This window comes from Niallia sp. WK069_GA_01 (assembly GCF_983173855.1).
On record NZ_OZ470138.1, the window covers coordinates 1,099,656 to 1,113,441 of the forward strand.

11 protein-coding genes are annotated in these 13,786 nt (G+C 34.3%); 6 read left to right on the top strand and 5 right to left on the bottom strand.

The window, feature by feature from the left end; genetic code table 11:
- Positions 1-33: 33 nt before the first annotated feature.
- Positions 34-2,262 (bottom strand): MMPL family transporter, encoded by a 2,229-nt coding sequence (locus AC5LWL_RS05245; RefSeq protein ID WP_493433340.1) that lies wholly within the window; start codon positions 2,260-2,262, stop codon positions 34-36.
- A 151-nt stretch (positions 2,263-2,413) separates the two neighbouring features.
- The gene (locus AC5LWL_RS05250) at positions 2,414-3,040 is read right to left on the bottom strand and encodes a TetR/AcrR family transcriptional regulator (protein ID WP_493433341.1); all 627 of its coding nucleotides are present in this window, start codon (positions 3,038-3,040) and stop codon (positions 2,414-2,416) included.
- 382 nt (positions 3,041-3,422) lie between these two features.
- On the opposite strand from AC5LWL_RS05250, the gene adhE reads away from it, so the two are divergent.
- Positions 3,423-6,026: a bifunctional acetaldehyde-CoA/alcohol dehydrogenase gene (gene adhE / locus AC5LWL_RS05255; RefSeq protein WP_493433342.1), complete on the top strand. Its 2,604-nt coding sequence runs from the start codon at positions 3,423-3,425 to the stop codon at positions 6,024-6,026.
- A gap of 228 nt (positions 6,027-6,254) precedes the next feature.
- Here adhE and AC5LWL_RS05260 read toward each other — a convergent pair whose 3' ends face one another.
- Positions 6,255-7,031, bottom strand: a complete 777-nt coding sequence (locus AC5LWL_RS05260; RefSeq protein WP_493433343.1) for a helix-turn-helix domain-containing protein — start codon at positions 7,029-7,031, stop codon at positions 6,255-6,257.
- Between the two features lie 12 nt (positions 7,032-7,043).
- Entirely contained in the window at positions 7,044-7,631 is a 588-nt protein-coding gene (locus tag AC5LWL_RS05265) for a LysE family translocator (protein WP_493433344.1), read from the bottom strand.
- Positions 7,632-8,051: 420 nt separating this feature from the next.
- On the opposite strand from AC5LWL_RS05265, the gene AC5LWL_RS05270 reads away from it, so the two are divergent.
- Together AC5LWL_RS05270 and AC5LWL_RS05275 are read left to right on the top strand one after the other, a co-directional pair.
- Positions 8,052-8,423, top strand: a complete 372-nt coding sequence (locus AC5LWL_RS05270; protein WP_493433345.1) for an iron chaperone — start codon at positions 8,052-8,054, stop codon at positions 8,421-8,423.
- A 339-nt stretch (positions 8,424-8,762) separates the two neighbouring features.
- A complete protein-coding gene (locus AC5LWL_RS05275; RefSeq protein WP_493433346.1) occupies positions 8,763-9,422 on the top strand; it encodes a YdeI/OmpD-associated family protein in 660 nt (219 codons plus the stop codon).
- Between the two features lie 261 nt (positions 9,423-9,683).
- On the opposite strand, the gene AC5LWL_RS05280 is transcribed toward AC5LWL_RS05275, so the two are convergent.
- The gene (locus AC5LWL_RS05280; RefSeq protein ID WP_493433347.1) at positions 9,684-10,709 is read right to left on the bottom strand and encodes an HD-GYP domain-containing protein; all 1,026 of its coding nucleotides are present in this window, start codon (positions 10,707-10,709) and stop codon (positions 9,684-9,686) included.
- Positions 10,710-11,209: 500 nt separating this feature from the next.
- Here AC5LWL_RS05280 and AC5LWL_RS05285 point away from each other — a divergent pair, with 500 nt between their 5' ends.
- The 3 genes from AC5LWL_RS05285 (at position 11,210) to AC5LWL_RS05295 (ending at position 12,997) form a co-directional block, all read left to right on the top strand.
- Complete coding sequence (locus tag AC5LWL_RS05285; protein ID WP_493433348.1) at positions 11,210-11,500, top strand: hypothetical protein; 291 nt, start codon at positions 11,210-11,212, stop codon at positions 11,498-11,500.
- A 378-nt stretch (positions 11,501-11,878) separates the two neighbouring features.
- Positions 11,879-12,742, top strand: a complete 864-nt coding sequence (locus AC5LWL_RS05290; RefSeq protein ID WP_493433349.1) for an STAS domain-containing protein — start codon at positions 11,879-11,881, stop codon at positions 12,740-12,742.
- Between the two features lie 21 nt (positions 12,743-12,763).
- Positions 12,764-12,997 (top strand): CsbA family protein, encoded by a 234-nt coding sequence (locus AC5LWL_RS05295; protein WP_493433350.1) that lies wholly within the window; start codon positions 12,764-12,766, stop codon positions 12,995-12,997.
- Positions 12,998-13,786 lie beyond the last annotated feature (789 nt).

The window sequence follows — 13,786 nt, forward strand, 5'->3', positions numbered from 1 at the left end:
TGCATTAGGGAATATTCACCAAGAAACCACTTTTTACTTTTGTGTCAATGATTTAGTAGCATCTAATTGTCTTTTCGACGGCCAAAATGCTTTTTTTCCTAAAATAGCTGTTATACTTGGTACTAAAAATGGACGTACAATAAAGGTATCAAGCAATACGCCAATCGCTGTAATCGTTCCGAAATGAACAAGGATTTGAATCGGCAATGTTGTTAAAACCATAAATGTTGCAGCCAAAATGATGCCGGCAGAGGTAATAACACTGCCAGATTCGACAACCCCCTCTTTGATTGCTTGAGAAATCGGCATTTCTTTGCTTTTTCTCCAAATGCTTGAAATCATAAAAATATTATAATCCTCTCCTAATGCCACAATAAAAACAAAGGAGTAAAGCGGAATCAAACCTTGAATTGCGTCCACATTAAATAAATGATGAAGGACAAACCATCCAATTCCCAACGCACTGAAATATGATAATAGTACAGTTGCTATTAAATAAATTGTTGCAGTGATCGAACGAAGATAAACAAATAATAGAATCGCAATCATCGTTATAATGGTTGGGATAACAATGGAAGCATCTTTCGTTGTTGTATTTTTGGTATCTAATTGTTCTGCGGTGATCCCACCTATCCATACTTTTTCTCCGCTGTTTATAATGCCACTGTGCGCTAATTCCTTTTCAACTGCATTTCTCAACTTTGATAATTCGTCCATGGCTTTATTAGAATAAGGGTTTGTATTTAGTTGGACAGTATATTTCCAAAGATTTGAATCAGTTTTGCCCTGCTGAACTTCTGAGATAGCTGCTACAAATGAAAGACCCTCTAATTCTTTTTTTAGATTTGTAGCATTTCCATCTGTTTGTACGATGACATCAACAGGAGCGAGTTCTCCTGCTGTAAAGTGATCAGCGATTAGAGTAAATCCTTCTCTTGAAGGCATATCATCTGGAAAAGAAGATAAAGTATCATACGTATAGTGTATTTTTGTTGAATAACCAGCAAAAACGGCAAGAAAAAGTGTTGTTATTATCGTAACTTTCCAGGGGTGAGCAACAACTAATTGACCAAAAAAATGTCCGACAGAAGGTTTGCTTTTTTTCTTTTTTCTTATTTTTCCTTTTTTGTTTGCTTTGATTTCTTTCATTTTTTCCGTTCTTGGAATAAAAGGATAAAATGAAATTCTGCCCAGTACACTTAAAAGAGCAGGAACAAGGGTCAGGCTTGCTAGCATCATAATGAAAATGGCTAAGCTGAATGGAACAGCAAAGCGTTGAATAGCACCGTATTTTGCCAACAATAATATGAACAAAGAGAAAACAACCGTTAAGCCACTCATTGCAATGGTGCCAGATGAACGATGAAGCGCTTTTTTCATAGCGATGCCTTTATCAGATTCTATCGTTAAAAAGGTGCGGTACTTTGTGATAAGAAATAAACAATAGTCTGTTCCAGCACCAAATAAAAGCACGGTCATTATAGAGATGCTTTGAGAATCAAAGTCAATCCATTCTGCTTTGCCGATTGCACCAAGCAACGGACTGATAACACCATATGCAACGCCAACCCCTACTAGTGGAACAAGAGCTAGGATAGGAGAACGATAGATAATTAATAAACAAATTAATACAATGATAACGGTGCCAAATAATAAGGAAAGGTCACCTTGGCTAAACAATGCTGCTGCATCTACAGAGATGCCGACTGGACCAGTAACTCGTGCATGAAGGGATGAATCATTTTTTAAATTCGTATCAAAAGGATTCTCTAGGAAAATTTCATTTATCTTTTTTGTCAGTTCTTTTATGCCTTTTTCCAGTTCAGCAGTTTCTACATGCTGCTCAAATAAGATGGGAAAAACAAAGGTGGTGCCATCGTTGGAAACTTGCTGCATAATAGCAGGCAAAGGAAGCTGATGGAAAGGAACAACACTCTGCTGATGAAGCAGTGGTGTGTTTGTCAGTTCTTTTGCCAGTTGTTGAATAGAAGCTGCATCCTTTTCTGTTAGTCCTTTTTGTTTATAAAATGTCAGGAGAGCAGGAGTTCCTTGTTGATTTGGGAATTCTTTTGCTGCAAGCGTTTGAGCTTGAACAGATGGAGCATTATTAGGTATATTTTGAGCCAATTCATTTTTTTGAGAACTTGCTTGAGGTAAAAAAACGCTTAATATAACCACGAGCAAAATCCAGCCAGCTATTGTCAGCCAGCTTCCTTTTACACTAGACAAAAAACGGAAATATTGTGAAATAATTTTGTTCATACAGGTCTGCTCCTTTAATAAAGTATAGAAACTCAACAATTAATAGAAAACGTTTGCAAAAAGAAAGAACTTATCGAGTGATAAGTAGTGGTCAAAAGGAATTGATTGGAAAAATTTCGCCGAAACAAAATGGTCCTTGTTCAACTGAAAATTAATTTGTAATTCCAAATAGGATAATCGTTGCAATTAAATTAGATTTTTTTTCAATTTCCATTTTCTGCTCTTTAATGGACATATTTTTGAGATAATCCTTTTGGTTGGAGGATTTAATCATATTTAAGAATAAAAGAGCTATTTCAAAGCTATTTGTTTGGTGCTTTTCAAACGGAGCTATTTCTTTTTTCGATATAGCTTCCTCCATCATTTGAACGATTGGCAGTAAAAAACCTTTTTGCCAACGCTGCTTCATATCAGATTGAATATATTCCGGCATTTCATGTTGAATATCATAGAACATTTGCATTAAATCTTCTTGATAATTCGTCATAAAATAACAAGCCGTTCTGTAGAGGCGATCTTGAAGTGTTGCATTGTTTTTAATGATGGAATAAAGTTTTTCCTCGGTTTGTTTAATGGATGTGTGAAGAACCTCTAAATAGATTTCTTGTTTATTTTTGAAATGATGGTAAAGTGCAGGCTGTGTTATTCCGCATTCTTTGGCAATCTTTCTTGTGCTAACTGCACGGTATCCTAATTCCATAAATAAGGAATATGCTACTTCAATGATTAATTTATCGGTTTCATGACCAGATCTTGAATTTTCAATTGATTTTCCCATAATTATTCCCTTTCTTTAATACTGCTTATCACTTGATAAGTATAAAATATTGGAAGTGAAAATGCAATTGTGAACAAAATGTGAAACACTTTGTGAAATACTGAACAAAATTTTATTTACCCTATTGCCGCATAATCTAAATCGTTATATTATAAGTTTGTAAAGAAAAGCAAAGATAAATTTAGAAGCTTAAGAATTATTTTCTAAGTATCTTTACCAACAAAGTATTAAGACATCGTTTGTGCAATTAATATCGTTTCAAAGGATGTGGTTCTCCCTAAAAATTAGCTACTAAAATAGTAGTTTTTCTTTAAGGTTTGATTGTGAAACATTTCACAATTTAGCGTCAAAAGCATTCTATAATTAAGTGGAGGGATTTAAGATGTCAGTTGTTGAAAAAGATGTAAAAGCTAAAAAAGACGTAAACGCAATTATTGATGAAATAGCAACTAAAGGAAAAAAAGCACTAGATGAATTTTATCAATTAGACCAAGCTCAAGTTGATAAAATCGTAAAAGAAATGGCATTGGCCGGTTTAGACAAGCATATGTATTTAGCGAAACTTGCTGTGGAAGAAACAGGAAGAGGAGTTTATGAAGATAAAATCATAAAAAATATTTTCTCAACAGAATATATTTATCACAATATTAAGTACGATCGTACAGTTGGGGTTATCAATGATGACCAAGCAAATGGCATTGTAGAAATAGCTGATCCAATCGGCGTTATAGCTGGTGTTACACCTGTTACAAATCCAACATCAACTACCATGTTTAAAGCAATTATTGCCATTAAAACACGAAATCCAATTGTGTTTGCATTCCATCCATCTGCACAAAAATGCAGCAGTGAAGCTGCCCGAATCTTAAGAGATGCAGCTGTCAAAGCTGGGGCACCTGAAAACTGTATTCAATGGATTGAAAAACCGTCAATAGAAACAACGCAAGCATTAATGAACCATCCTGGAATTGCGTTAATACTTGCTACTGGAGGACCAGGAATGGTGAAATCTGCGTACAGTTGTGGAAAACCTGCACTTGGAGTAGGTGCTGGAAACGTTCCATGCTATATTGAAAAAACAGCAAAAGTAAAAAGAGCAGTGAATGACTTAATCCTTTCTAAAACATTTGATAATGGAATGATCTGTGCTTCTGAGCAAGCGGTTATTATTGATAAAGAAATCTATGAAGAAGTGAAAAATCAACTTCAGCGCAATAATTGCTATTTTGTAAACGAAGAAGAGAAAAAGAAACTAGAAAGTCTAGTAATCAATGAAAATACTTGTGCAGTTAACCCTAATATTGTTGGGAAATCAGCACATTATATTGCAAATCTAGCAGGAATAAAAGTTCCAGAAGATACTAAAATACTAATTGCAGAATTAGAAGCTGTTGGACCGGAACATCCGCTATCTAGAGAAAAATTAAGTCCAGTATTAGCATGCTTTAAAGTAAATTCTACAGAAGAAGGAATCACAAGAGCAGAAGAAATGCTGGAGTTTGGCGGATTAGGGCATTCTGCGGTTATTCATTCTGAAAATGAAGAAGTAACACAAGCATTTGCTTTACGAATGAAAGCATGTCGCATTATTAACAATGCTCCTTCTTCCCAAGGTGCAATTGGCGATATCTACAATGCCTTTATGCCTTCCTTAACACTTGGCTGCGGTTCTTATGGCAAAAACTCTGTAGCTACTAACGTAACAGATGTACATTTATTAAATGTTAAAAAGCTTGCAAAAAGAAAAAATAATATGCAATGGTTTAAAGTTCCGCCAAAAATTTATTTCGAAAAAGATTCTGTACAATATTTACAAAAAATGACAGATATATCTAGAGTATTTATTGTAACAGACCCATATATGGTTAAATTCGGGTATGTAGATAAATTACTTTATCATTTAAGAAAAAGAGAGAATTTAGTTCAGGTAGAAGTTTTCTCTGATGTAGAACCAGATCCATCTTTAGATACAGTTGTTCGAGGAACAGAAATGATGGCGAAATTCCAACCGGATTGCATTATTGCACTTGGCGGTGGATCACCAATGGATGCTGCCAAAGGAATGTGGTTGTTCTATGAACATCCAGATGAAGATTTCTTCGGATTAAAACAAAAATTCTTAGATATTAGAAAAAGAATTTATCAATATCCAAATTTAGGCGGGAAGGCACAATTTGTTGCTATTCCAACTACTTCTGGAACAGGATCAGAAGTGACATCTTTTGCCGTAATTACAGATAAAGAAGCAAATGTGAAATATCCTTTAGCTGATTATGAATTAACACCAGATGTAGCGATTATTGATCCGCAATTTGTTATGACGGTGCCGCCAGCAGTTACAGCGGATACAGGAATGGACGTATTAACGCATGCAGTAGAAGCATATGTGTCTATTATGGCGAATGATTATACAGATGCGCTTGCAGTAAAAGCAGTACAATTAATATTTGAATACCTTCCAAAAGCATATCGCAATGGCTCTGATGAAGTGGCACGCGAAAAAGTTCATAATGCATCTACTATTGCAGGAATGGCTTTTGCGAATGCATTCTTAGGAATTAACCATAGTTTGGCACATAAATTAGGAGCAGAATTCCATATTGCTCATGGACGCTCTAACGCAATTCTGTTGCCACATGTTATCCGTTATAATGCAGAAAAACCGAAAAAATTTGCTGCATTCCCTAAATATGAGCATTTTGTAGCTGACGAGCGATATGCTGAGTTAGCAAGAATATTAGGTTTGCCAGCAAACACAGTGGAACAAGGGGTAGAAAGCTTTATCCGTGCAGTTGTCCGTCTTGCGAAAGAATTAAACATACCAATGAGCATTGAAGCAAATGGTGTTAATGCAAAAGATTTTGAAGCAAAAGTTGATTATTTAGCAGATCGCGCATTTGAGGATCAATGTACTACTGCAAACCCTAAATTACCTCTAGTTACAGAATTGGCTGATATTTACCGTAAAGCATTTAAAGGGGTTTAATAACGAAGTATACATTTAGTTTACTCCAGATTTGATTAGACGCATGGCGGATATTCCAAACTGTGTCAGACTTATATGAAAACGCCATGTACGGAATTGTATGCACGATAGTGGAAGAGAAAGATTGTCAATAAATCTCTTTAAATAAACAGAATCAAATCCTAAATAACAAAAGGAAGGAGAACACTAATTAGTGTTCTCCTTCTATTAAATTATAGTATTCTTTTCTTAATTAAAATGGGACAAATATTCAAATGCTGTTGTTCCATAGATACTTTTAAAGTGCTTATTTAGATGAGTTAAATCAACAAAACCACAGTCAGCTACTGCTGAATAGATATCTCCATTTTTTTCTATTAACTGCTTTGCACGTTCTACCTTGCAGTTAAGAAAGTATTGGTATGGGGTAATGCCAGTATGAGTCTTAAATAATCTGATAAACTGAAATTTTGATAGATTAAGTTCTTTACATATCTCGTCTAGTTTAAGTATATTTTCTAAGTTGGTATGAAGCATATCCTTTGCTTTTCTAATTAGAGTATTATCTTTCTTGTTGTCTGTAGAAAGATTAGTTTGAATAAGGCTATCTGTGAGGGATAAGAGCAATTCGCTGCACAAAGCCTCATCTTTTTCGCTTAATATTGCATTAGAAAGACTTAATATTTTCTGTTCAAGTTTATTATCATACACAATAGGAGTTGAAAAACGTACTATAGCTTCTTTCTCCATAACCTCTAAAAGCAATTGTGGATCAATATATAGCATAACATAATCAAGACCTGCTTCATCATGCGCCATTCCGTCATGTGCCTGTTCTGGATTAAAAAGCATAACACCGTTTTTGTAGGATAATTGTAGGCAGCCATCCAAGTTATAATGTTGGATGCCACGCAATGTTACACCCAATGCATACTCCTTGTGAGCGTGCTTTTTATAGATAAAATCTGTCATACTTGCCGATAACACAGTAACACCTGCCGCTTTTTTATAGATAAATTTATCCATTAAACTCACCTCTTATTTACTCCCTGCAAACCATATCATTATACCAGAATAAGCTAAAAACAATGACATTATTACATTAACCATTTTATTATGTTGCTGTAAAAATTTCTTGAAGATTGTACCGAAAAGAATCCATGTAATAAATGCTGAAAATCCTATAAGAGTTATGACAATAACACTTATTGTCACCGCAGGCATTGCGGTATAGTAGGGCATAATAAAGCTAGGAATGACAGTCATTGTAAATAGCACTACTTTTGGATTTAAAAACTGCATAAGAAAGCCAGACGTAAAGGTGCCAGTTTGACTTACAGTTGGTTTTGATGTATCCATTTTGTAAATTTGATAAGCAAGATAGAATATATAGAAGCTTCCGATTATCTGCATCACAATTAGAATTTTTGGTATTATCGTTATAAGCATCGTATTCAAGATCGCAGAAATAATAAGTAATAAACCGAAAGCAATCGTTGCCCCGTACGTATATTTCATTGCTTGTTTTGTTCCAAAATTATGCACTGTCGATAATATGACGATATTAGTCGGTCCTGGTGTAAAGGTAACTATACAACAGTAAATCAAAAAAGATGCTATATTCATGATAAAACTCCTTTCAAAGTATTCTCATGCAATTTTACATCCTAAAATGAAACGACATATAGTATATTATTGCAGAAGTGAAGAAAGCTTCTATACGGTTAACTTGCATTATAAATATTAGCGTGTTAATTTGCGTTTTAAGCCATTTTGACTAAAATATAGTTAGAAGTTAGGGTTGCTCAAGAACGTGGATAGTGGTTTTATAAGGAGTATTAAGGCCAGTTGGATTTGGGAAACCTTTTTGAATGACATAGTTTTTAGTTAAAGGTAAGAACGTATAAAATTTTTATTTTCAGAGCCAAGCCCCTTTTTAGCATTGCCTCCTGCCTATAAAAGTAAAAAACACTTTTTGAGGCAGGAGAACAGTTTTCTTCGTGGTTAAACAAGGCGCCCTGAGCTTTTCTAATAGGAGGGAATAATATGAAAGTATTTTCAGAATATTTAGCAGGTATCGATAATCCTGATCACCGTGATCGAACAGAGGAGATTTTAGTGTGGGTTTCTAATAAATTCCCAAATTTGGAACCGCAAATCAAGTGGAATACGCCAATGTTTTCGGATCATGGCACATTTATCATTGGTTTTTCCACAGCGAAGCAACATTTGAGTGTTTCACCAGAAGAGGTAGGCATTACGCATTTTACAGATGATATTGCACAATCTGGCTACAGTGCTACTAAAGGCTTGTTTCGAATTCGATGGAATGATCAGGTGAATTACGAATTGCTTAAGAAAATGATCGAATTTAATATAGAGGATAAAGCAGAATATACGAATTTTTGGCGGCAATAGAAAAAGATAGCTATTGCTGGGGATATCCTATGAAGAACTCTTAGGGATTCGAAGAGGCTAAGTGGAGTTGTAGCTACGTAACTGCAATCATGCCCCACACTTTTATATCCACAACACCTTGTTGGGGTGCTCTATCATGGAAAAAGTCATGCTTCCTTATTAAACAGGGGTAATCGACCAGCAAGAATTCCGAAATGATTAAAGGGAGCTTGCCAAGTGAATGGTGGAAAATATTCAAGGTTGATAAGCATTTAAGTAATGTCAAAAGTGACAGAAAAAAAATGGAGAATGAACTGTCTTGACTGTCAACTGATCGAAATTGAAGAGGAGAGTTTCTTGATGACAAATAGTAGAATGAATCCTAAGGTTGATGAATATTTAAGTAAGGCGAAAAAGTGGAAGGAAGAATCTGAGAAGTTGAGAAATATCGTTCTTGACTGTGATTTGACCGAAGAATTTAAGTGGATGCATCCTTGTTATACGTTCGAGAAAAAAAATATCGTTTTAATTCATGGATTTAAAGAATATTGTGCACTTTTGTTTCACAAAGGGGCATTATTAAAGGATGCCAATGGAATTCTAATCCAACAAACGGAGAATGTACAAGCAGCGCGCCAAATTCGGTTCACCAATATTGAAGAAATAGTGGAAATGGAAACCATCTTGAAATCCTATATTTATGAGGCCATTGAAGTGGAAAAAGCCGGTTTGGAAGTGAAGTTAAAAAAGAATACGGAGTACATAATTCCAGAAGAACTTCAAAATAAATTTGATGAAATCCCTGACTTGAAAACTGCTTTTAAAAGCTTAACGCCGGGACGGCAAAGAGCATACATCTTTCATTTTTCTCAACCGAAACAATCCAAAACTCGAGAGTCAAGGATTGAAAAATGTGTGCAAAAAATTCTCAATGGAAAGGGGTTAAATGATTGCACTTGTGGACTATCGAAAAAGCTGCCCAACTGTGATGGTTCCCACAAGCTATTAGATAAGAAATGAAATTAATCTAATTCTATTTCTTATCTCACTTTGCGTAAATTACCGTGTAATAGAAAAGGTTTATGCTAAAAGGCTTCAAATAAAAATGTACCTTTGGTTCTCGCTGAAAGGTGCGCTTACATAAGCATTTGGTATACATATATAAGAAAATCCGCGAATTAGATTAAAGAAAAGAATATGCAGGGGATTGCAAAAAAAAGAAAAGATTCTTTGAAAGGTCTTTTCTTTTTTTGTAACATATTTTTTTCAAGATTAGAACAACTATGCTAAACTGGTTATTTTTAACGGAGCTGCTTTCCGTAAATCAATATATCTATTTTTTAAACGAATCAGTGGCAAATGTGGTTCGTTTTGATGGATAAAGATAATTTCTGCCGTTTCATTATTGTTTAATTTGACCTTTTTAAAAAGCTGTTTTCTCATAATAAACTGTGTAAAGGGGATTACGATAGCAGGGTTTAACGCGTTTCCATATGCATCATTTATTAATTCATTTATGGCTTCAAAATACGATTTTTTTTCTTTATATGTATAGGAAGTACACATACTATTAAATTTATCTGCAACAGAAACAATTTGAATTAAAAAAGGAATGTCCTTTTCTGAACGGTTGCATGGATAGCCTTTTCCATTTATTTGCTCATGATGTAAAAGAGCTGTTCTTGAAACAAGAATATCTAGTTGTATGACATGAAACAGCATGCTTTTTCCTATTACTGTATGTTTTTGAATTTCTTTATATTCTTTCAGGGTCAATTTGCTTTTTTTCTTCGTAATAGCGGGATCAATTGATAACATACCTATATCATGGAATAGACCCATTTGTCCAAGTAGCTGACAATGCTTAGTAGAGTAGCCTAGCACTTTTCCTATCATGGCGGAAATGATGCCAACATTAATACTATGCTCATAAATATAGTCTGATTGAGAAGGGTTTTTATGGATAATATCTAATACGGAAAAGTCTTGTAAACATAGTTCAATTATTTGTTTAAAATGAGTAAGAAGCTGTTCTACTCCTTCATCTTTTTTTTGCAGAATAAATGGAAATACATCTTTCACTTCATCTAATAAGGAGTGATAATTTTTATCAATAGATAAAGATAGAGAGTGATCAGCAATGGGTAAAATGGATTCAGAAGGATTTACATGATGTTTCTCTAGTAATTCAATATGTGCTTGATTTAATATAGTGCCTTTTTTTAATAGCAAAAGGCCTTGTAAGGAATTTGAAAAGATATCTTTATTAATTGGATGCCCGATAATATCTGCTATAGTATTTTCCATATCCAATGCTGTTCTCCTTTACAAAAAATGTTTTTTGGTATGAGAATAATCGAATTATTTGTTGTATTTATTAGTAAATATTACCTTAGAATAACTTGTATTAAAACCTACCAACTTACTAGATAGAATCATACATATTTCCTAATTTTCTAAATATGAAGGAATTTTCCCTCTTCTTATTTGACCAATTCTTATTAAATAGATATATTTACACTTGAATATAATAGAGGTTGTTCAAAAATTCCGGTAAAAATGACACGTCGAATTTCTTCGTTGGTTTGCTTTTCCGCTTTTCACGTATTAACTAGATGTTCTTCAACTAAAATCGCTCACGTCCTGTGAGCAACGTTGAAGCCACCACATCCCGTGGAAGGCTGATGCTCAAAGCTAAACCGCCTCGAACTTCTCGGTCCTAATTATCCTCTTTTTTGAACACGCACTAATAAAGGTTAATTGATTTTAATAGATGAAAATAATTATGGTGAAGTAGGGGTGGAAGAATGGAAAAAGAAGAGTTTTTATCATTTCATGAAGAGCAGAAACATTCAACCTTAACAAAATATGAATATCATATAAATATTATTCGAAACGAATTGATGAAATGCCGTACAATTAAGATTCCTTTTCAAAGTATTTCAATAAACCATGAGGAACTAGCGGATTGGATTGTAGAGGAATTATCGCCAAACGAATTAGATGAGATTATTCACATGGTGCGGAATGCCAAAAAAAGATCTTCTTCTGTAAAACCTCTTTTTCAAGTTATAGCTGCCGGTCTAATAAAAAAATGAAAAAGCATATCAACTCCAAACACTGGTACTCCTTCAATCTCTTTCCTTCAAAACAACTTGCTTGTTAGAAAAATAATACCGTTTTATAATAAAAGGTAAATGAACCATGATTAGACTTGTTTTTTAATGAGGAAACCGTAAGTTAGTTTGTTGCAATAGGAGATTAAGCATTTAGGAGTAAATAACTCAAGCAGTTATAAATTTCTCTTCATGTAATGCAATAACTTGGTTTAGAGCAATTTAGAAAAGGATGATTGATTAGTCTGTAGGGTGTGTTTTCTTGCAAACATTATTCCTTATCAATAGAAGGCTTGTTTTCCGTTAGGCTCATCTAACCTCAAGCGGCACATTAAAGTGTAAAAGTAGGAGGATAAATTCGTGTCAGAGTGTATGAAAGATTTATATATCTACTTAAATAAAAATATTGATAAAATGTGTGATGAATGGCTAAAAACGATAAAAAATAATACATCCACTTTTTATTCATTGAATAATGATGAGCAAACTCAAAAAATACTGATAAACAGCCATCGAACTTTAATGGAAAATGTAATCAAAGTATTTATAGAAGAAGAGGATGTTTACAAAGAAAATTTAACTAATTGGGCTGTATCCGTAGCGGAGAAACGATCAAGAGATGCTGTCCCTATTATGGAATCCATTAAAGAGCTAAATAAAGTAAAAGCTATTTTTGTGACTTACATGGAGAAATTTGCAGCAGACGATCCTCAAAAGTTAACTGTCTCAGTTGTATTTAAATGGATTGATTTAACAAACTTTGCATTTGATTTATTTACAAATATTTTTATAGAAGCTTACGATAAGTTTAAACATCAGCAGTTATTTGCCCAGCAAGAAACGATTTATGAGCTTAGCTGTCCGGTTATTCCGATTACAAAAGGTATTGGGGTATTACCATTAATTGGTGATATTGATACGCAAAGAGCGAATATTATTATGGAAACAACCTTAACGCAGTGTAGTGAAAAACATGTTGAATATTTATTTATCGACTTATCTGGTGTTGTTATAATTGATACAATGGTGGCACATCAGCTTTTTCAGGTTATTGAAGCATTAAATTTATTAGGTGTTCGCGCCTTCCTTTCTGGATTAAGACCAGAGATTGCCCAAACTGCTGTGCAGCTTGGCATTAATTTAAGTAAAATACCTGTTTTTAATGATTTAGCGAGTGCTTTAGAGAAATTAGGTTTAATGGTGAATGGAACGAAATTTGCTTAAAGTTATAAAGAGGTGGAGCTTGTGATCAAATATCTATCTGCACTTTTTTTTCCTGGACTAATTGTCGTGCTTTTTACAAGAGTCACTTTTAATCGAGTTCTTGCATTAATTTTAACGGTGGCTTTGATTGCAGCTTCTGTTTATAAAGGCTATACAAATACTTTTTTGTTAATTGTGATGGATGCTTATTCTTTAACGGCTGGTTTTTGGATTAGTAAATGGGTGAAGGATGGCATGATAAAACGTATTGAATAAAAGGAATGGCTTGTCAAACTGTTGTCTGCTTCTTTGTGGATATCTGTTTGAAGAGGTCATTTTTTTATTTTGGCTACTTTGAAAAGAGAGGTTGTCTCTCTCGATAAGTCCGCAGCCAAAATACACTTCGCTTTTCTGTGGGCGAGTGTTGAGCCTCCTCACTGCGGGGTCTCGTCTTTCTCGCATTCCCACGGGAGTCTTCGTGTATTCTGGCTGCTCCCTGTTCAACATATCAACGTATTTAGAGAAACTGCTTCTTTTCATGTGTATGGTGTGAATTTTGTTTGCATGGGTGGTTACCTTGAAAAAAGAGGTTGTCTCTCTCAATAAGTCCGCAGCTGGAATACGCTTCGCTTTTTATGGGGCGAGTGTTGAGTCTTCTTGTTGCCACTTGTGGTGTCTGATCTTTTTCGTGAGTGGTGACTTTCTGGTTTTCGTGGAGAAAAGGGTGGTTCGAATTGGCTTGCTGCCTTTATTGGTAACGAATATCCGTTCGTTTTTCTGGTTTGAAATTCTGCATTTGTGGTAGAATGGTGATATATGGATAACTGTGGAAAGTTGAAAATTTGCTTATTTAATAAAGACTGAAAAAATTTTTAGGGAAAAGAAGATTTTTAGATTGGAATTTGATAAACTAAATAAAGGAACTTATGTTCGTGTGTTGCTAAAAAAATAGGATTGCAAAAGTTCTGCTGGATATCGAATAGTTCGTTGATGCTGGAGCAACTTTAGCTAGAAAAGGAAAAAGAATAGATAATTACTTCAAAATCATTGATTTTCAAGGGTTTT

Coding starts and splice junctions, on each gene's coding strand:
- AC5LWL_RS05260 (WP_493433343.1), bottom strand. CDS start 7,031: ATGGATAAATTTATCTATAAAAAAGCGGCAGGTGTTACTGTGTTATCG.
- AC5LWL_RS05250 (WP_493433341.1), bottom strand. CDS start 3,040: ATGGGAAAATCAATTGAAAATTCAAGATCTGGTCATGAAACCGATAAA.
- AC5LWL_RS05265 (WP_493433344.1), bottom strand. CDS start 7,631: ATGAATATAGCATCTTTTTTGATTTACTGTTGTATAGTTACCTTTACA.
- AC5LWL_RS05280 (WP_493433347.1), bottom strand. CDS start 10,709: ATGGAAAATACTATAGCAGATATTATCGGGCATCCAATTAATAAAGAT.
- AC5LWL_RS05270 (WP_493433345.1), top strand. CDS start 8,052: ATGAAAGTATTTTCAGAATATTTAGCAGGTATCGATAATCCTGATCAC.
- AC5LWL_RS05275 (WP_493433346.1), top strand. CDS start 8,763: ATGACAAATAGTAGAATGAATCCTAAGGTTGATGAATATTTAAGTAAG.
- AC5LWL_RS05285 (WP_493433348.1), top strand. CDS start 11,210: ATGGAAAAAGAAGAGTTTTTATCATTTCATGAAGAGCAGAAACATTCA.
- AC5LWL_RS05245 (WP_493433340.1), bottom strand. CDS start 2,262: ATGAACAAAATTATTTCACAATATTTCCGTTTTTTGTCTAGTGTAAAA.
- adhE (WP_493433342.1), top strand. CDS start 3,423: ATGTCAGTTGTTGAAAAAGATGTAAAAGCTAAAAAAGACGTAAACGCA.